Genomic DNA, 17,319 nt, shown 5'->3' with positions numbered 1-17,319 from the left:
TTTCAATTTATGTTAACATATTTTACTATTTAACGCATTAAAGGTTTACAACAATTATGTGAATTTTCGATTAAGGAGGAATTTACAAATGAAAGTATCATCAAACATCGGGATCATCAATGCCCTGATCCGCATCACCGTTGGATTTACCATTTTAGCGTGGAGTACATCAAAGCTTGCAAGACGTCCATGGAGGGACTCCTATCTTGTCATGGCCGTAATCGGCGCCATGAAAGTCGGAGAAGGAATCCTGCGTTATTGCCCTGTCACGGCCCTGTTTGAAAAAGGTGGAGATGGAGAAGGCAAGAACGGCGGCTTTGGAGGATTTAAAGCAAAGGATATGATGAACTTCAAAGACATGCTGAAATCCGACAAGAAGGACCACACTGATAATGGGCACCAGCACCAACCAACAAACGAACACACACAAGACCCGACGAAAAACACCAAAAAAGAATCCAACTTCAACCCCGAAGAACTCACCAACCAGGAAGTCCAGGAAGCATTGACGGGTTCTAAAGGGACGGACCTTCATTCTTAAGGGTCTGAAAGGACATATATCCTGTGAAATGCCGTAACAGCGGGAATCCTGTTGATTGGCTCCCTTCAAAAAGGCATGATTGCCGAGGTCCGTCCCTCTTTATAGGACATCCCTCGGCAATTTTGCATCCATATTTCATTAAAGGAGTTGTTTGTATTGTTCTGGGAATATTTAACCGATATGTCGTATGTTCTGTTTTCGTTGATCGGCGGCATCGTCGCCATTGCCTACGTGTATGTCCGTAAATCTAGGAAGAGACGTGTTCGATAGCTTTCCGGCCGATATCTCTTCTATAGAACAAGCCTTTGCACTCTGCTTTAGCTAATTCTTTATAAACGGCTGTTTGCGCTTTTTCTACAGTGGGAGCAGAGGAAGCGACCAGTAACACTCTTCCGCCATTTGAAACAAGGGAACCGTCTTCTGTTAATTCAGTTCCTGCATGATAAACGAGTGTATCATCCATCGACTTTTCAAGATCAGGCAGTGGGATCCCTTTTTCATAGTCACCTGGATAACCTTCTGCTGCCAGCACCACGCCAAGGACCGCGTCACCTGACCATTCCAAATCGACAGGCTTTCCTTCAATGATGTTCTTCACTACGAGACCGAAATCAGAAGTCAGACGCGGCAGTACTACCTGCGTTTCAGGATCACCAAATCGTGCGTTGAATTCAATCACTTTCGGGCCCTCACTTGTCAACATAAGCCCGGCATATAAAATTCCGGTAAATGAACGATCCTCTTTCACCATCGCTTGAGCAGTCGGGTGGAGGACCGTGGAAATCGCTTCTTGCACAACCTCTTCCGAAATATGCGGCACCGGGGAATACGCACCCATACCTCCTGTATTCGGACCTTGATCCCCATCATAGGCACGCTTATGATCCTGTGCGATGACCATTGGATAAACCGACTCACCATTTACGAATGCCATGAGGGAAAACTCTTCCCCAAATAAGCATTCTTCGACAACGACTTTCGATGAGGCATCCCCGAATTTCTCGTTCAGGAGCATTTCTTCCAGTGCACTGATGGCCTCTTCCTCTGTTTCCGCAACTACCACACCCTTACCTGCAGCAAGTCCATCGGCCTTCACTACGATCGGGGCACCGGCTTCCTTCACATATTCGATCGCTTTCTCCACGCTTGTGAATACTTCATACGATGCCGTTGGGATATTGTACTTTTTCATTAATTCTTTCGAGAACGATTTACTTCCTTCAATGATCGCCGCTTCCTTCGTAGGGCCGAAAATAGACAGTCCTTCCTCCTGGAAACGGTTGACGATCCCATCGAGCAATGGATTTTCCGGACCTACAAACGTATACGCGATACCCTCTGTTTTGGCAAAATCAATGAGTTCACTCACGTCGGATTCAGTGTATGGAAGATTTGTTGCGACGCTTGCGATCCCTGCGTTCCCAGGTGCACAGAACACTTCTGTCACACTTGTACTTTCCGCAAACTTCCTGCATATGGCATGCTCGCGGCCGCCACGTCCGATCACTAATACTTTCATCTTGAAAAAGCCCCCTTTTTTAAGAAAACCCCTCCTGTTGAACTGTAGATAAGGAGAGGTTGGTATATGGAATGAATATGTGCTGGATGTGCACTGATGGCACCGAAGAGGAGGGGTGTGAGGTCCGTCCCTCATCCCACTCCCCATGAACCAGCTGTTTTTCTTGAATAACCCCTTGTTATTAGGGTTGAACAGTAAACCTCATTAGTAATTCAGTCAAATTTCGAGGTCCGTCCCTCCCATTAATGTTTGAAGTGGCGGATTCCTGTCATGACCATGGTGATACCGTATTGGTCTGCTTTTTTGATGGAGTCTTCGTCACGGATGGAGCCTCCAGGTTGGATGATGGCTGTGATGCCTGCTTTGGCAGCGGCTTCTACGGTGTCGTCCATCGGGAAGAAGGCATCTGATGCCATGGCGGCTCCTTTGGCTTTCACTCCGGCTTGCTCGAGTGCAATGTTTGCAGCACCGACGCGGTTCATCTGTCCCGCACCGACTCCAACGGTCATATGAGCATCCGTTACCACAATTGCGTTCGATTTCACATGCTTCACGACTTTCCAGCCCAGCTTCATTGCTTCCCATTCCGCTTCCGTCGGTTCACGTTTTGTCACGACTCTGAGGTCTGCATCATCAAGGGTGAACGTGTCATCGGCTTGAACGAGCAATCCGCCTTCCACCGTGGTTAACTTACGCTCGATTTTGTTTGTGGTTTCAAAAGGAACCGTCAATAAACGGATGTTCTTCTTACCTGAAAGAATTTCAAATGCTTCGTCACTGAACGCAGGAGCGATCACGATCTCAAGAAAAATTTCATGAAGCTGCTTCGCTGTTTCTTCATCCACGACGCGGTTCAACGCGACAATGCCGCCAAAAATGGAGGTGGAATCCGCTTCATACGCTTTCGAGAAGGCTTCCTCGATGGTCGATCCGATGCCGACACCACACGGATTCATATGCTTCACAGCAACAGCTGCTGGTTCCGTGAATTCTTTTACGATTTGAAGGGCCGCATTGGCATCATTGATATTATTATAGGAAAGTTCTTTTCCGTGAAGCTGTCGAGCCATGGCCACAGAGAATTCAGAGCCAAGTGGCGCACGGTAGAAAGAAGCCTGCTGATGCGGATTTTCTCCATATCGTAGCGTTTGCTTTAATTCGTATGTTCTCGTAAAACGTTCGGGGTGCTCTTCACCTGAAATGTCCGTCATGTATTCAGCGATGAATGCATCGTAAGCTGCTGTGTGGCGGAATACTTTTGCAGCTAATTTACGGCGTTTTTCAAGAGGTAATTCACCTTGAAGCTTTAACTCGGCAATCACTTCATCATAGTCCAGTGCATCTACTACGACCGTCACGTATTGATGATTTTTAGCAGCCGCACGCAGCATCGTCGGGCCACCGATATCGATGTTCTCAATCGCTTCTTCTACACCGACATTGGGCTTTGAGATGGTCTGTTGGAACGGATAAAGGTTGACACATACAAGGTCGATCCCTTCGATTCCTTGTTCCTGAAGCTGTTTTCGATGGCTTTCCTCACCGCGTTTTGCAAGTAATCCTCCGTGGATATTCGGGTGAAGGGTCTTTACGCGACCTTCAAGGATTTCTGGAAACCCCGTCACTTCTTCGACTCCCATGACGTCTACGTCATTTTCTAAAAGGAGCTTCTTCGTTCCGCCAGTCGAAATGATTTCATACCCCAATGTCTTTAATTCCTTCGCAAATTCGATGACTCCGCTTTTATCTGAAACACTGATCAATGCTCTTTTTTTCAATGTATGATCCTCCTCTGCCTTATGTACTGCTGATTTTATTTCATTATATTGAAATCAAAGGTCCGTCCCTCACCACTTTACCACACTACCATGATAAAGCAACCACTCTTCCCCCTCTTTAGTGACCCGTTGTGAGGAAGAGGTGGTTCAGGGTGTTTGGGTAAAGGTGGTGTTCGACATGCTGGATTTTGTCCTGTAGTGACTGCCGGGTTTCACCTGTTGTGACACGGACGATTTCCTGTGCGATGATCTCACCTGTGTCCATGCCTGCGTCGACGAAGTGAACCGTGACGCCGGTGATTTTCACTCCGCCGTCGATGGCTTGTCCGATAGCGTCCTTCCCTGGAAAAGAAGGAAGGAGTGACGGATGGATGTTGACGATTCTTCCACCGAAGCTTTCAAGAAGCGTTGGACCGACCAATCTCATATACCCTGCTAATACAATAAAATCAACACCCAAATGAGCCAGCTCATTTAGGATTTCCTGTTCAAATGCCTGCTTATTTTCATAGTCTTTTGCCCGAAAGACGAAGGTTGGGATTCCTGCAGTTTGGGCGCGGTGAATGACAAACGCGCCCGGCTGGTCACATACAAGAAGCCTGATATTCGCTTTCAGAGTTCCGCTTTGTACAGCGTCTACTAGTGCTTGAAAATTACTTCCGCTTCCTGATGCAAAAATGGCAATCTGTCTCATGACTCGCCCCCGTTATTGACATGCTCATCCTTATTCTCAACGAACAAAGCTAACCCCTGTTCCTTTCGAAACGCGTCCAATGATAAAGGCGTCTTCTCCCTGTTCATTGAAGAATCGAAGAATGTCTTCTGCTTGCTCTTCCTCTACAGCTAACACAAATCCAATCCCCATGTTGAAAATGTTGTACATTTCACTGCGCGGAATATCGCCATAGTGCTCCAGGGCAGGGAAAATGCTTGGAATATCCCAGCTGCCTTCCTTTATCTCTGCTTGCAACCCATTAGGCAGCATCCGTGGAATATTCTCAATGAAGCCTCCACCCGTAATATGGGACATCCCTTTAATGGAGAATTGTTTAAGTGCCGCCAGTACAGGCTTCACGTAAATTCTTGTTGGTGTAAGCAATGCTTCCTTTAATGTAGTCCCGATTTCAGGGATTGTTTCTTCCAAAGAAAACGACTGATCTTCGAAGAATACTTTTCTCACTAAGGAGTACCCATTACTGTGTATACCACTGGACCCCAGTCCGACTAACACATTTCCTTCAGAAATTTGTTCGCCTGTGATGATCTCTTTTTTTTCACAGGCACCTACAGCAAAGCCGGCGATATCATATTCTTCGTCTGAATACATACCCGGCATCTCGGCAGTTTCTCCACCGATCAGCGCGCAGCCCGCTGTTTCACATCCGTCCGCAATTCCTTTTACAATACCTTCTATCTTCTCCGGGAGAGCTTTCCCGGTCGCTATATAGTCTAAGAAATACAGTGGTTCCGCTCCTTGAACGACAATGTCATTCACGCACATGGCGACGCAATCGATCCCGATCGTGTCGTGTTTGTCTGCCATGAAGGCAAGCTTCAGCTTCGTTCCTACTCCATCTGTGCCTGAAACGAGAACTGGCTCACTCAAGTTCAAGGAAGATAAATCGAACATTCCTCCAAAGCTGCCCAATTGACCAAGGACGCCTTCACGGGCCGTTCGTTTCACATGCTTTTTGATCCGGTCTACGGATTCGTACCCCGCTTCAATATCTACTCCTGCCTGACGATACGCATTTGCCATCATGATTCCCCCTATTTCACTAACTCTTTTTCATGTGGATGAAGTGTATCCGGGTAGATTTCCGTTGGATACTTCCCTGTAAAGCAAGCCATGCATTGACCGCGGTTCTCCGATGAATCATCCCGGCCGATGGCTTTAATCACGCCTTCCGGACTTAAGAATGTCAGCGAGTCCGCACCGATGATCTGACGCATTTCCTCCACTGAGTTGGAAGAGGCGATCAATTCTTCATGAGTGGATGTATCGATGCCGTAGAAGCAAGGGTTCTTGATGGGCGGTGAACTGATACACACATGCACTTCCTTCGCTCCCGCTTCTTTTAGCATGGTGACAATCCGTTTGCTCGTTGTTCCCCGTACGATGGAATCGTCGACCATGACGACACGCTTACCCTCAACGACTCCCCTTACAGGTGAAAGCTTCATCTTCACACCCTGTTCACGAAGGGATTGAGAGGGCTGAATGAACGTACGGCCTACGTAACGATTCTTGATCAGTCCCATTTCATACGGAATCCCTGAAGCTTCCGCATAGCCGATAGCACTTGAGATGCTGGAATCCGGGACACCCGTTACAACATCTGCCTCAATCGGCGCTTCATTCGCCAGTTCCATCCCCATCCGCTTTCTCGCCGAATGGACGTTGATTCCCTGGATATTGCTGTCCGGTCGTGAGAAGTATACGTATTCCATCGTACACATCGCATTTCCGCCTGAAAAACTAAACCGTTCTGAGGTCAATCCCTCATCATTGATGATCACAAGCTCCCCCGGCTCGATATCCCGTACAAATTCAGCCCCAACGATATCAAAGGCACATGTCTCTGACGCCACACAGTAAGCATCCCCGAGCTTACCGAGAGATAATGGGCGAAGACCGTGTGGATCCAAGGCCACCATCATCTCTGTTTCTGTCATGACGACAAATGCGTAAGCACCCTTCAACATCGTCAGTGCGTTTTTCACGCGATCTTTCAGATTAAAGTACCCGCTTCTTTTAATTAAGTGAGCCAGCACTTCTGTATCCGAGCTTGTTTGAAAAATACTCCCCTGTCCTTCAAGCTGGTGCTTCAAGGCGTTCGCATTGACCAGATTCCCGTTGTGGGCAAGAGCAAGACTACCGCTCTGCGAGTTGAAGAGAAGAGGCTGGACGTTCTCGTAGCCTCCGCCTCCTGCCGTCGCATAGCGCACGTGACCGATGGCCGAATCCCCTTCAAGCTTCTCGATTGTGCCTTCCTGGAACACTTCCGTCACGAGGCCTTCCCCTTTAAGGCAGCGTAACGTGTCACCGTCTGAAACGACGATACCTGTCCCCTCTTGTCCCCTATGCTGTAAACTATGAAGGCCATAATACGTAATTTGTGCTGCATTGGGATGTCCCCAAATCCCGAATACGCCACATTCTTCGTTTAAACCTTTGATTTCAGCAGGCATGGGATCGCTCCTTTCCAAGCTGACTCCAATTCTTCTACAGATGCTTGTAAAATGATGTCTTCATTTTCTGATGACACCTTGATTGATCCAAGATCGGTCACGTTACCAATGGCTTTCGCTTCTGGAACGAGTTTCTCAAACTCATTCTTGTGTTCCGGTTTCACCGATACGATGAATCTGGATTGAGTTTCACTGAAAAGGTCAGCCACAGTGTTTTCTCCAGAAACCTGGACGCTTGCTCCCAATCCATTTGTCCCAAAAGTCGATTCGGCAAGGGCAACGGCGAAGCCACCTTCAGCGATATCATGGGCAGATGCCACAAGACCTTTTTGAATCGCTTCTAACAACTGCATTTGACGACGAAGCTCTGTCTGCAAATCGATCGCAGGTGCCTGACCGAAGATTTTTCCTTCCGTCAGTTTTTGAAGCTCGCTTCCGCCAAATTCTTCACGGGTTTCACCGATGACATAAATAGAATCTCCGGCTTCCTTGAAGCTTTGAGTCGTAATATGGTCGATGTCCTCAATCAGGCCTACCATCCCCACTACAGGTGTTGGATAAACCGCCGTCCCCATTGATTCATTGTATAAGGATACATTTCCCCCGATGACTGGAGTCGACAGCTCACGACAAGCTTCACTCATCCCGTCAACCGACTTCTCGATTTGCCAGAAAATTTCCGGTTTCTCCGGGTTTCCGAAGTTTAAGCAGTCTGTAATTGCAAGTGGGATCGCTCCTGAACACACAATGTTACGGGCCGCTTCTGCTACAGCGATCTTTCCTCCGACCTCGGGATCCAGGTACAAGTAACGGGAATTACAATCCGTTGTCATGGCAAGTGCTTTTCTCGTACCGCGTACACGTACGACCGCTGCATCAGAACCCGGGCTCACAACCGTACTCGTTCTCACCTGATGATCATATTGATCATATACCCATTCCTTACTTGCGATCGTTGGCTGCTGTAACAATGCCTTAAGCGTTTCTTTGTAATCCTCAACCTTTGGAGCGGGCGTTTCCATTGCCTGAAACTCTTTATAGTAAGCCGCTTCTTGGGAAGGCTTGTGATAAACAGGCGCCTCTTCAGCTAGTGCATCGACCGGCACATCTGCGACAACTTCCCCTTTGTGAAGAAGACGAAGACGCTTATCATCTGTTACCTTCCCGATGGAAACCGCTTCTAAGTCATATTTAGAAAAAAGATCGACAATCTCTTGTTCACGGCCTTTTTCCACGACGATCAGCATGCGTTCCTGTGATTCTGACAGCATCATTTCATATGCCGTCATGCCTCTTTCCCGCTGTGGTACAAGATCAAGATCCATTTCGATTCCGGATCCCGCTTTACTCGCCATTTCCGCTGAAGAACTTGTCAGGCCGGCCGCCCCCATATCCTGAATTCCCACAAGAGCATCGTTCTGAACAAGCTCCAAACATGCTTCAAGAAGTAATTTTTCCATGAATGGGTCTCCCACTTGAACCGCCGGACGCTTCTCTTCCGATCCTTCATTCAATTCCTCGGATGCGAAAGTCGCTCCGTGAATGCCATCACGACCAGTTTTAGCCCCGACATACATGACGGTATTGCCGACACCATGCGCCTGACCTTTTTTAATATCCTTATGATCGATCAACCCGACACACATGGCGTTTACAAGAGGATTTCCTTCGTACGAAGCGTCGAACTGAACTTCCCCGCCGACCGTCGGGATCCCGATACAGTTACCGTATCCGGCGATACCCGCTACGACTTCTTTAAATAGATACTGAACACGAGGAGAATCCAACTCTCCAAAGCGTAAAGAGTTGAGGAGTGCGACAGGTCTTGCCCCCATCGAGAATACGTCTCGTATAATACCCCCGACACCCGTTGCTGCTCCTTGATAAGGCTCAATCGCTGACGGATGATTGTGACTCTCGATTTTGAACACCACTGCTTGATCATCGCCAATATCAACAATCCCAGCTCCTTCTCCAGGTCCCTGAAGAACCCGTTCACCTGTCGTTGGGAACTTCATCAGTACAGGCTTCGAATTTTTATAGCTGCAATGCTCTGACCACATAACAGAGAAAAGACCGGTCTCTGTGTAGTTCGGCGTTCTTCCCAGGATGTTTTCCACCATTGAAAATTCTTCGTCTGTTAAACCCATCTCACGATAAAGCTGCTCTTCTTTCACTTGCGTTGAAGTTGGTTCAAGCATTAACGACATGTTTTTCCCTCCAGTGTTTCACAATCGATTGAAATAGTTTCTTCCCGTCTTCACTACCTAGTAAAGTATCCATGGCACGTTCCGGATGAGGCATCATCCCAAGGACATTTCCTGCTTCATTGGTGATTCCTGCAATATTCTCAACGCTTCCGTTCGGATTTTCATCCGTATACGTGAAGACAATTTGATTGTTTTCCTTCAGTGTGATCATCGTCTCCTCATCACAGAAGTAGTTCCCTTCGCCGTGGGCAATCGGAATTTGGATCACATCATTCTTTTCATAGCCGTTCGTGAACATCGTTTCATTATTCTCAACGGTTAACGGTACGGTTTTACAAATGAACTTCAAGCTGTCATTCCGGCGCATGGCCCCTGGCAGTAGACCTGTTTCGAGTAAAACCTGAAATCCGTTGCACACACCCAGAACCGGCTTCCCTTGCTCTGCCGCCTTCACGACCTCTTTCATGACATTCGAGAAACGGGCAATCGCTCCTGAACGAAGGTAATCTCCGTACGAGAATCCCCCTGGTAATAGAATCGCATCATAGTTTTCCAGATTATCAGCATCGTGCCAAACATAGTCCACTTCTTCACCGATTTCATCCTTGATCGCATGGTACATATCGATGTCACAGTTAGAGCCTGGGAATACAATTACTGCAAACTTCATTGAGCGACACTCTCCTCGATTTCATATCGGTAATCCTCGATGACAGGGTTCGCAAGCAGGCGATGACACATTTCCTCAATCGTCGCTTCCACGTTTTCAACAGATGATGGAAGAGTCAACTCCATATACTTTCCGACGCGCACATCTTCCACACTTTTGAATTCCATTGAATGCAGCGCCTGTTTCACAACACTTCCTTGAGGATCTAATACACTTTCTCTTAATGTGATATAAACCTTTACTTTGTACATAGTTTGTTTCCTCCTAAGCGTTCTAAAATGATTGAGTATACTTCTGTTAAACTTCCAATATCTCTTCTGAAAACATCTTTATCTAGTTTCTGATTCGTTTCGGCGTCCCACAGACGGCATGTGTCTGGTGAGATTTCATCCCCTAATAGAATCGTCCCATTTCGGTCTTTCCCAAACTCTAATTTGAAGTCGACAAGCGTGACTCCCGCTTCTCTAAATATCTCTTGAAGGACTTCATTCACACCAAGTGCCATCTCTCTGATCTCGGCACGTTCTTCCCGAGACGCGATCTCCAAGAAATCAATATGATCATCCGTGATCAGCGGATCTCCAAGATCATCGTCTTTATAGTAAAATTCGATGATCGGCTTTTGAAGGGGTGTCCCCTCTTCTTTTCCAAGCCGTTTGGATAAACTTCCTGCAATCACGTTCCGGACCACGACTTCAAGTGGAATAATCCTTACACGTTTGACCAGCTGCTCATCCTCTGAAATCTGTTTAATAAAGTGACTCTGTATCCCTTTTTCAGCAAGCTTTGAAAATAGCAAGCTCGAAATCTTATTATTTAAAACCCCTTTGCCGTCGATATCCGCTTTCTTCTCCCCATTGAAAGCAGTGGCAGAATTCTTATACTGAATCCAGACAACGTCTTCATCGTTCGTTTCGAAGATCTGCTTAGCTTTCCCTTCATATAAAAGCGTTCCTTTTTCCATATGAAATCCCCCTGTTCGTTGAAAATTGCCAATCTTCAGTCTATATTTTCATAAAAAAAGGAAGGGATTCCGTTAAAAACCCCTGCCTTATTCATTTGTCAGAAGGACTTATACCAAGCCGCAACGTTCAAAGATGGTATCTACATGTTTTAAGTGATAATTGTAATCGAAGCAGTCATCAATGTCAGCCGGTGACAGCTTGGACGTGATGGTAGCATCCTCCTCGATAAGAGAACGGAAGGCCACTTGCTTCTCCCACGCCTCCATCGCTTTCGGCTGAACCGTATCATACGCCTCTTCACGAGTCATCCCTTTATCGATAAGGGCCAAAAGAACACGTTGAGAGTAAATCAAGCCAAGTGTGCGATCCATATTACGCTGCATATTCTCCGGGAAGACCGTCAAATTCTTGATGATGTTTCCGAAACGGTTCAGCATGTAATTAAGGGCGATCGTCGCATCCGGCAGGATCACACGCTCTGCAGATGAGTGAGAGATATCACGTTCATGCCACAGTGGCACGTTCTCATACGCTGTCAGCATGTATCCTCTGATTACGCGTGCCATTCCCGTCATGTTCTCAGAACCGATCGGGTTACGCTTATGCGGCATCGCTGATGAACCTTTTTGACCTTTCGCGAAAAATTCTTCCACTTCACGCGTCTCACTCTTCTGCAACCCGCGAACCTCAACAGAGAACTTCTCGATGGACGTCGCAATCAGGGCAAGCGTCCCCATGTAATGAGCGTGACGGTCACGCTGAAGTGTTTGTGTGGAAACCGGTGCAGGCTTGATGCCTAGCTTTTCGCACACGTAAGACTCCACGAAAGGATCGATATTGGCATACGTTCCAACCGCACCGGAAATCTTACCGAATTCCACTCCGTCAGCCGCTGCTTTGAATCGTTCCACGTTACGCTTCATCTCTTCATACCAAAGGGCAAGCTTCAGACCGAATGTAGTCGGCTCCGCATGAACACCGTGCGTACGTCCCATCATGACCGTATGCTTATGCTCAATCGCTTTGTTTTTTAAAATTTCAACGAAGCGTTCCAAGTCTTTTAAAATAATCTCGTTCGCTTGCTTCAGTTGATACGAAAGGGCCGTATCTACAACGTCCGTAGAAGTCAGTCCGTAATGAACCCATTTTCTTTCTTCCCCAAGCGTTTCAGAAACCGCTCTTGTGAAAGCTACGACGTCGTGTCTTGTTTCTTCTTCAATTTCCTTGATGCGGTCCACATTGAAGCCTGCGTTCTCACGGATCTTCGCCACATCCTCTTTCGGAATGTCCCCGATCTCAGCCCATGCTTCACAAGCAAGGATTTCTACTTCAAGCCATGCTTGAAAACGATTTTCCTCTGTCCAAATTGCTCCCATTTCAGGGCGTGTATAACGTTCTATCATACCAGTCGTCCTCCGATCTTTTCTTGCACCTTCCAAATCCCGGCTTCCTTTACGTTCGACATTGTCTCTTCTAACTCATTCGTTAAGATCGTGACATGCCCCATCTTGCGCTTCGGCTTCGGTACACCCTTGCCGTACAGATGGATAAACCAGTCCGGGTGTTTTGGAACAGCCTTCATTATAGGCTCGATATGCTCTCCTAATAGATTAACCATCACAGCGTTCTTTAATAAGGTAGGCTGGACAAGCGGCCAATTACAAACCGCTTTGACGTGCTGGGCGAATTGGGAGAAATCACATGCTTCAATCGAGTAATGGCCGGAATTATGCGGCCTTGGAGCCAGTTCATTGATGTAGATGTCCCCGTCTGCTGTCAGGAACATTTCAATTGCCAGCGTTCCCACAAGATCAAGCGTCTCACTGATTTGTTTAGCCATCCCAATCGCTTTCTCTGCTGTTGCTTCGCTCACCCTAGCCGGCGCGATTGTTTCATGTAAGATGTTATCCACATGAATATTTTCCACTACCGGAAAGTTCGTTTGCTGCCCATCGGGATTACGTGTCACGATCACGGACAGCTCTTTTTCAAAAGGAATCCATTTCTCTAACACACATGGACCGTTCTCCAATAAAGCAGCGGCTTCGTCTATCTCACCTGCTTGTCGGATCACATACTGTCCCTTCCCGTCATAACCGCCCCTCGTCGTTTTCAAAACCACTGGATAGCCAAGCTTTTCTATATTATCATAGATGTCCTTCTGTTGTTTAATCACAGCATAAGGAGCGACTTCCACCCCTGCAAACGTAAGGGCTTCCTTTTCCATGATACGATCCTGAGTAATGCGGATCAATTCGGCACCCTGTGGTAAGTAAGCACGTTCTGACAGCCATTTCAGCGCTTCATAATCGATATTTTCAAATTCATATGTAATCACGTCACACTCTTCCGCCAGTCTATATAACGCGTCATACTGATCGAAGCCTGCCGTGATCACAAGATCGGCAACCTGTGCACATGGTGAGTCCGGCGAAGGATCTAATACAGCCACCCGAAATCCTCTTGCTTTCGCATCCAGTGCCATCATCCTGCCAAGCTGTCCGCCACCGATAATCCCGATCATCTGTCCTGGTAAAATCGTCTTATTATTCAAGGTCATCACTGCTTTCTATCACTTTTTCCCTTAGTGCGTTCCTTCTATTTTCAAGCGTCTTAGCCAATTCTTTATCTTCAATTGAAAGAATCTGTGCGGCAAGGAGTCCGGCATTTGTTGCTCCTGCTTTCCCGATTGCTACCGTCGCAACGGGCACTCCGCCAGGCATTTGCACGATCGATAACAGTGAATCCATTCCATTCAATGCCTTCGATTGCACCGGCACCCCGATTACAGGCAATGTGGTTTTCGCAGCCACCATCCCCGGTAAATGGGCAGCCCCTCCTGCACCCGCTATGATCACTTTCACTCCCCGGTCTCTTGCCCCTTCTGCAAATTCAAACATATAATCAGGTGTCCTGTGAGCCGATACCACCTGTTTCTCAAATGGAATCTCAAGCTCCTCCAATACCTCACACGCATGCTTCATTGTTTCCCAGTCCGATGTACTTCCCATGATTACTGATATCATAATGGTGACAGGCACCTCCCGTAGTTTACCCGAACCCTCGCTAACAAAAAATACCCAGATCAATTGTTCTCTACTCTTCTTGAGAGAAAGCAATTGATCTGGGTATTTTACAGAGAATGGTCCCTTCACTCAGGGGAAGGTCCACACATGAGATCTTTATCCAGACATCTACTTTCCCTCATAGTCCGACCATTTACGGTAGTCAGGTAGAGACTCATGGGCCATATTCCCATTATTATATGAGGGTATTCGGTTTATTTGTCTCCATCATAACGTGATATCGAGACCCTGTCAACGAATAATCGAACGATAATAAAAGTCTGAAAATTAATGTTCGGATTTAAAGCGTTTTACTCCTCCATCCTCTTCCCTTCAAAGACAATTGTCTGTCTAATAGGGACATACTCCGTTTTACTTCCTTCTTTCTGTTCTTCAAAAACAGGCTTTTCCATCCGTCTGACCGGCATATAGCCCATTTCCTTCATACGATCCAGGCAATCTGCAATCGTCTCATTTTCCTGCACTTCAAATAATAATTTCTTTTTACTCATTCTTTTAATTTTCCTTTACGTATATTTCGCACCGTCTTCACCCAGAACCCACCATGAATCGCTTTCGGTTCATAGGCAATGATGAATGCTTTCGGATCAAGCTCCTTAATTGTATCATACAGCTTCATCTCATACTTTCGCGGCGTCAGGATCTGCAGGGCCATCCGGTTCCCCTCAAGGCCATTCGCCTCCCAATTCGTCACACCGTATCCACGTGCACGAAGCTCATTCGGAAGGGCCTTATCATACTCCTTCGTAATCACATTCACCGTGATATATCCAAGAGCCAGCTTCTCCTCGATCTTCATACCGACAATGACACCAAGACCGTACCCGACTGCATACGCAATCAAGTTCTGGATCTCATTCAGATTGTCCAGCACAAGCCCGAGACCCACCACATAAATGACCACTTCAAACGTACTCACAAAAGCTGCAAAATATCGATAACCCTTCAACGTCAGGATCATTCTTATCGTAAAAAATGATACATACACGATATTAATCAATAAAATAATGATGACCATCATCACACTGTTCTCTAACACCTGGATGCTCCTCTCTACACTACTACTGTAGTATGCTCAAATTAAGTTCCTATTTTACTAGAAAAAATCGAGAATATGAACCACTTCAGAAAGAATTATGAGTAAATATTAGATGACAATTTCTAGAAAAAACGCAGTTCCACACTCCTTGTTTTTCCTATTTGGGGCGGATTAAAACAAAAACGGCTATGTGGCCGCTTTTCATAAGCAGCTACATAGCCGTCCTGGACTGCATTCTTATAAAGCTTTTAACTTCTCAACCACTTCAGAAGGTTCTACACGATCTTTGTAATCGGCTTTCGTATATTCGTACGCAATCGTTCCATCCTGCTGAATAATATACGTCGCAGAAACAGGAAGGGTCCAGGAATCACTATCGTTCGCTTTCTCAAGATCGAGTCCCTTTTCTTTGTAGATGTCTACCAAGTATGGAGGAAGTTTGTACACAAGCTTATATTCATCCGCCACTTTATTTCCTTCATCACTCAGAACAAAGTAATCAAGTTCATTTTTTTCTTTAGTAGAAAGGGATGCATCCGGCGTCTGCGGACTGACCGCTACAAGCTCAGCTCCCGCAGCTTTAATGTCCTCCATCAGCTGTTGGTAGGCACGCAGCTCCATGTTGCAATACGGGCACCATCCGCCGCGATAGAACGTCAGGATCACTGGTCCTTGGTCTAGAATCTCACTTAATTTCACTTCTTTGCCTGAAGCATCGGGTAATGTGAAGTCTGGTGCTTTGTCCCCTACGCGGAGACCTTTACCGTCCTCTGAGTTCTCTAGTTCTGTGATGGCTTTCCCCATCTTGTCCTGCATTTCCTGAGGGGTTTTCTCTTTGAACTTAGCGATGTATTCGTTGTATTGTTCACGCATGTTTGTTGTTGTCATTTAGATGACCTCCTTTTGGGGTTTGGGTTTAGTATAAAGGGGTTGGGGGTGGGGAGGAAAGGGATGTGCTTGGGGGGATGGGTTGCTTTGTGTGGGGCGGGATTTGGGTTAGATCTGGTTCAAATTGTGAAAAATTGAACAAATAAAGTTTCGATAGCATTATATTGAATAAATGATAGATTCCTATTCTATTTTTTAAAAATGAGTCTACTTTTCCTTTATATTTGATCCTAGTGGGAACACTTCGGATGAAATACTTTGATGAGGATGTCAAATTGGTAGAAAGGGTAGCTGTATTAAGAGATTAGTACAGGTATGATGGAATAATTGCGTCGTTTTTAAGCCTGATTACGTCATTTTCGGGATAATTGCGTCATTTTTTCGTTTATTGCGTATTTTACCGAATAATTCCTTTCCGGAGACTCATTGCACACCATTTTAAAACAAAAAAAAGAGCAACTCCTAAGAGCTACTCTTTCTTCACATTTGCCTGGCGACGTCCTACTCTCACAAGGGAGCCCCCAACTACCATCGGCGCTGTAGGCTGCGGCTAGTGATGAGCGGCGAATCTCTTCGTCCGCTTCACTCGTTCAGATCCTCGTGTGGGAACCACACTCCGGTCTTCTCTCCCTCGCGTCCTCGACCTTCTTGCTCCTCCCTACCCTCGCACTGCGGTCCAGGAGAGATCTAATAAAACACTTATGTTCTTCGAACTTCAAATCAAAACAAAAAAGAGCAACCTCTAAGAGCTACTCTTTTTCCTATTCGCCTGGCGACGTCCTACTCTCACAGGGGGAGATCCCCCAACTACCATCGGCGCTGAAGAGCTTAACTTCCGTGTTCGGCATGGGAACGGGTGTGACCTCTTCGCCATTATCACCAGACGAATATTCAATTGAAGGATTGTTCCTTCAAAACTAGATAAAGGATTGATGTCAAGAAAGCCGAATATCGACCAATAGTTGTTCATTAAAATAATGACTCTTTGTGGTTAAGTCCTCGATCGATTAGTATCAGTCAACTCCACATGTCGCCATGCTTCCATCTCTGACCTATCTACCTAGTCATCTTCTAGGGATCTTACTCACTTACGTGATGGGAAATCTCATCTCGAGGGGGGCTTCATGCTTAGATGCTTTCAGCACTTATCCCTTCCGCACATAGCTACCCAGCGATGCCTTTGGCAAGACAACTGGTACACCAGCGGTGCGTCCATCCCGGTCCTCTCGTACTAAGGACAGCTCCTCTCAAATTTCCTGCGCCCACGACGGATAGGGACCGAACTGTCTCACGACGTTCTGAACCCAGCTCGCGTACCGCTTTAATGGGCGAACAGCCCAACCCTTGGGACCGACTACAGCCCCAGGATGCGATGAGCCGACATCGAGGTGCCAAACCTCCCCGTCGATGTGGACTCTTGGGGGAGATAAG

Annotated in this window: 17 protein-coding genes, 2 rRNA genes and 1 riboswitch (1 of these 20 only partly in view); of the genes, 2 read left to right on the top strand and 17 right to left on the bottom strand. The window is 46.7% G+C overall.

Annotated elements, in window-relative coordinates; genetic code table 11:
- Window positions 1–88: 88 nt before the first annotated feature.
- Together M1J35_RS22805 and M1J35_RS22800 are read left to right on the top strand one after the other, a co-directional pair.
- A complete protein-coding gene (locus M1J35_RS22805; protein WP_082197432.1) occupies window positions 89–541 on the top strand; it encodes a YgaP family membrane protein in 453 nt (150 codons plus the stop codon).
- A 180-nt stretch (window positions 542–721) separates the two neighbouring features.
- Complete coding sequence (locus M1J35_RS22800; RefSeq protein WP_330994755.1) at window positions 722–811, top strand: EYxxD motif small membrane protein; 90 nt, start codon at window positions 722–724, stop codon at window positions 809–811.
- On the opposite strand, the gene purD is transcribed toward M1J35_RS22800, so the two are convergent.
- From purD to M1J35_RS04380, 17 genes are all read right to left on the bottom strand, one after another.
- Complete coding sequence (gene purD, locus M1J35_RS04460) at window positions 789–2,060, bottom strand: phosphoribosylamine--glycine ligase (RefSeq protein ID WP_254652834.1); 1,272 nt, start codon at window positions 2,058–2,060, stop codon at window positions 789–791. The two genes, M1J35_RS22800 and purD, sit on opposite strands and share 23 nt — an antisense overlap.
- 242 nt (window positions 2,061–2,302) lie before the next feature.
- Window positions 2,303–3,838 (bottom strand): bifunctional phosphoribosylaminoimidazolecarboxamide formyltransferase/IMP cyclohydrolase, encoded by a 1,536-nt coding sequence (gene purH, locus M1J35_RS04455; protein ID WP_254652833.1) that lies wholly within the window; start codon window positions 3,836–3,838, stop codon window positions 2,303–2,305.
- 118 nt (window positions 3,839–3,956) lie between these two features.
- Window positions 3,957–4,532: a phosphoribosylglycinamide formyltransferase gene (gene purN, locus M1J35_RS04450; protein ID WP_206858402.1), complete on the bottom strand. Its 576-nt coding sequence runs from the start codon at window positions 4,530–4,532 to the stop codon at window positions 3,957–3,959.
- A gap of 36 nt (window positions 4,533–4,568) precedes the next feature.
- Window positions 4,569–5,597: a phosphoribosylformylglycinamidine cyclo-ligase gene (gene purM, locus M1J35_RS04445; protein ID WP_254653682.1), complete on the bottom strand. Its 1,029-nt coding sequence runs from the start codon at window positions 5,595–5,597 to the stop codon at window positions 4,569–4,571.
- A gap of 11 nt (window positions 5,598–5,608) precedes the next feature.
- A complete protein-coding gene (gene purF, locus M1J35_RS04440; protein WP_034760830.1) occupies window positions 5,609–7,030 on the bottom strand; it encodes an amidophosphoribosyltransferase in 1,422 nt (473 codons plus the stop codon).
- Window positions 7,006–9,240 (bottom strand): phosphoribosylformylglycinamidine synthase subunit PurL, encoded by a 2,235-nt coding sequence (gene purL, locus M1J35_RS04435; RefSeq protein WP_254652832.1) that lies wholly within the window; start codon window positions 9,238–9,240, stop codon window positions 7,006–7,008. The genes purF and purL overlap by 25 nt, the downstream gene beginning before the upstream one ends.
- A complete protein-coding gene (purQ, locus tag M1J35_RS04430; protein ID WP_159361075.1) occupies window positions 9,224–9,910 on the bottom strand; it encodes a phosphoribosylformylglycinamidine synthase subunit PurQ in 687 nt (228 codons plus the stop codon). The genes purL and purQ overlap by 17 nt, the downstream gene beginning before the upstream one ends.
- Window positions 9,907–10,161: a phosphoribosylformylglycinamidine synthase subunit PurS gene (gene purS, locus M1J35_RS04425; protein ID WP_224521587.1), complete on the bottom strand. Its 255-nt coding sequence runs from the start codon at window positions 10,159–10,161 to the stop codon at window positions 9,907–9,909. Before purS ends, purQ begins: the two co-directional genes overlap by 4 nt.
- Complete coding sequence (purC, locus tag M1J35_RS04420; protein ID WP_224521588.1) at window positions 10,149–10,874, bottom strand: phosphoribosylaminoimidazolesuccinocarboxamide synthase; 726 nt, start codon at window positions 10,872–10,874, stop codon at window positions 10,149–10,151. The genes purS and purC overlap by 13 nt, the downstream gene beginning before the upstream one ends.
- A gap of 108 nt (window positions 10,875–10,982) precedes the next feature.
- Window positions 10,983–12,278 (bottom strand): adenylosuccinate lyase, encoded by a 1,296-nt coding sequence (gene purB / locus M1J35_RS04415; protein WP_061810341.1) that lies wholly within the window; start codon window positions 12,276–12,278, stop codon window positions 10,983–10,985.
- Window positions 12,275–13,435 (bottom strand): 5-(carboxyamino)imidazole ribonucleotide synthase, encoded by a 1,161-nt coding sequence (gene purK / locus M1J35_RS04410; RefSeq protein WP_254652831.1) that lies wholly within the window; start codon window positions 13,433–13,435, stop codon window positions 12,275–12,277. The genes purB and purK overlap by 4 nt, the downstream gene beginning before the upstream one ends.
- Window positions 13,422–13,901, bottom strand: coding sequence for a 5-(carboxyamino)imidazole ribonucleotide mutase (gene purE / locus M1J35_RS04405; protein WP_254652830.1), 480 nt, complete (start codon window positions 13,899–13,901; stop codon window positions 13,422–13,424). The genes purK and purE overlap by 14 nt, the downstream gene beginning before the upstream one ends.
- 161 nt (window positions 13,902–14,062) lie before the next feature.
- Window positions 14,063–14,164: riboswitch (purine riboswitch) on the bottom strand.
- 87 nt (window positions 14,165–14,251) lie between these two features.
- Entirely contained in the window at window positions 14,252–14,452 is a 201-nt protein-coding gene (locus tag M1J35_RS04400) for an NETI motif-containing protein (RefSeq protein WP_254652829.1), read from the bottom strand.
- A complete protein-coding gene (locus M1J35_RS04395) occupies window positions 14,449–14,979 on the bottom strand; it encodes a DUF2179 domain-containing protein (protein ID WP_206858423.1) in 531 nt (176 codons plus the stop codon). Before M1J35_RS04395 ends, M1J35_RS04400 begins: the two co-directional genes overlap by 4 nt.
- Before the next feature lie 258 nt (window positions 14,980–15,237).
- Entirely contained in the window at window positions 15,238–15,888 is a 651-nt protein-coding gene (locus tag M1J35_RS04390; RefSeq protein WP_254652828.1) for a peroxiredoxin-like family protein, read from the bottom strand.
- Window positions 15,889–16,655: 767 nt separating this feature from the next.
- Window positions 16,656–16,772 (bottom strand): 5S ribosomal RNA (gene rrf, locus M1J35_RS04385).
- A 103-nt stretch (window positions 16,773–16,875) separates the two neighbouring features.
- A 23S ribosomal RNA gene (locus M1J35_RS04380) occupies window positions 16,876–17,319 on the bottom strand (it continues 2,490 nt past the right edge of the window).

Source organism: Rossellomorea sp. KS-H15a (assembly GCF_024195245.1).
In the GTDB taxonomy this organism is placed as follows: Bacteria; Bacillota; Bacilli; order Bacillales; family Bacillaceae_B; genus Rossellomorea; species Rossellomorea vietnamensis.
This window is presented reverse-complemented; position numbering and strand designations above follow the sequence as displayed.

What these genes read in the sequence shown, in the direction of transcription:
- M1J35_RS22805 (WP_082197432.1), top strand. Translation starts at nt 89, where the DNA reads ATGAAAGTATCATCAAACATCGGGATCATCAATGCCCTGATCCGCATC.
- purC (WP_224521588.1), bottom strand. Translation starts at nt 10,874, where the DNA reads ATGGAAAAAGGAACGCTTTTATATGAAGGGAAAGCTAAGCAGATCTTC.
- purN (WP_206858402.1), bottom strand. Translation starts at nt 4,532, where the DNA reads ATGAGACAGATTGCCATTTTTGCATCAGGAAGCGGAAGTAATTTTCAA.
- M1J35_RS22800 (WP_330994755.1), top strand. Translation starts at nt 722, where the DNA reads ATGTCGTATGTTCTGTTTTCGTTGATCGGCGGCATCGTCGCCATTGCC.
- M1J35_RS04390 (WP_254652828.1), bottom strand. Translation starts at nt 15,888, where the DNA reads ATGACAACAACAAACATGCGTGAACAATACAACGAATACATCGCTAAG.
- purB (WP_061810341.1), bottom strand. Translation starts at nt 12,278, where the DNA reads ATGATAGAACGTTATACACGCCCTGAAATGGGAGCAATTTGGACAGAG.
- purL (WP_254652832.1), bottom strand. Translation starts at nt 9,240, where the DNA reads ATGTCGTTAATGCTTGAACCAACTTCAACGCAAGTGAAAGAAGAGCAG.
- purS (WP_224521587.1), bottom strand. Translation starts at nt 10,161, where the DNA reads ATGTACAAAGTAAAGGTTTATATCACATTAAGAGAAAGTGTATTAGAT.
- M1J35_RS04395 (WP_206858423.1), bottom strand. Translation starts at nt 14,979, where the DNA reads ATGGTCATCATTATTTTATTGATTAATATCGTGTATGTATCATTTTTT.
- purM (WP_254653682.1), bottom strand. Translation starts at nt 5,597, where the DNA reads ATGGCAAATGCGTATCGTCAGGCAGGAGTAGATATTGAAGCGGGGTAC.
- purF (WP_034760830.1), bottom strand. Translation starts at nt 7,030, where the DNA reads ATGCCTGCTGAAATCAAAGGTTTAAACGAAGAATGTGGCGTATTCGGG.
- M1J35_RS04400 (WP_254652829.1), bottom strand. Translation starts at nt 14,452, where the DNA reads ATGAGTAAAAAGAAATTATTATTTGAAGTGCAGGAAAATGAGACGATT.
- purE (WP_254652830.1), bottom strand. Translation starts at nt 13,901, where the DNA reads ATGATATCAGTAATCATGGGAAGTACATCGGACTGGGAAACAATGAAG.
- purK (WP_254652831.1), bottom strand. Translation starts at nt 13,435, where the DNA reads ATGACCTTGAATAATAAGACGATTTTACCAGGACAGATGATCGGGATT.
- purQ (WP_159361075.1), bottom strand. Translation starts at nt 9,910, where the DNA reads ATGAAGTTTGCAGTAATTGTATTCCCAGGCTCTAACTGTGACATCGAT.
- purD (WP_254652834.1), bottom strand. Translation starts at nt 2,060, where the DNA reads ATGAAAGTATTAGTGATCGGACGTGGCGGCCGCGAGCATGCCATATGC.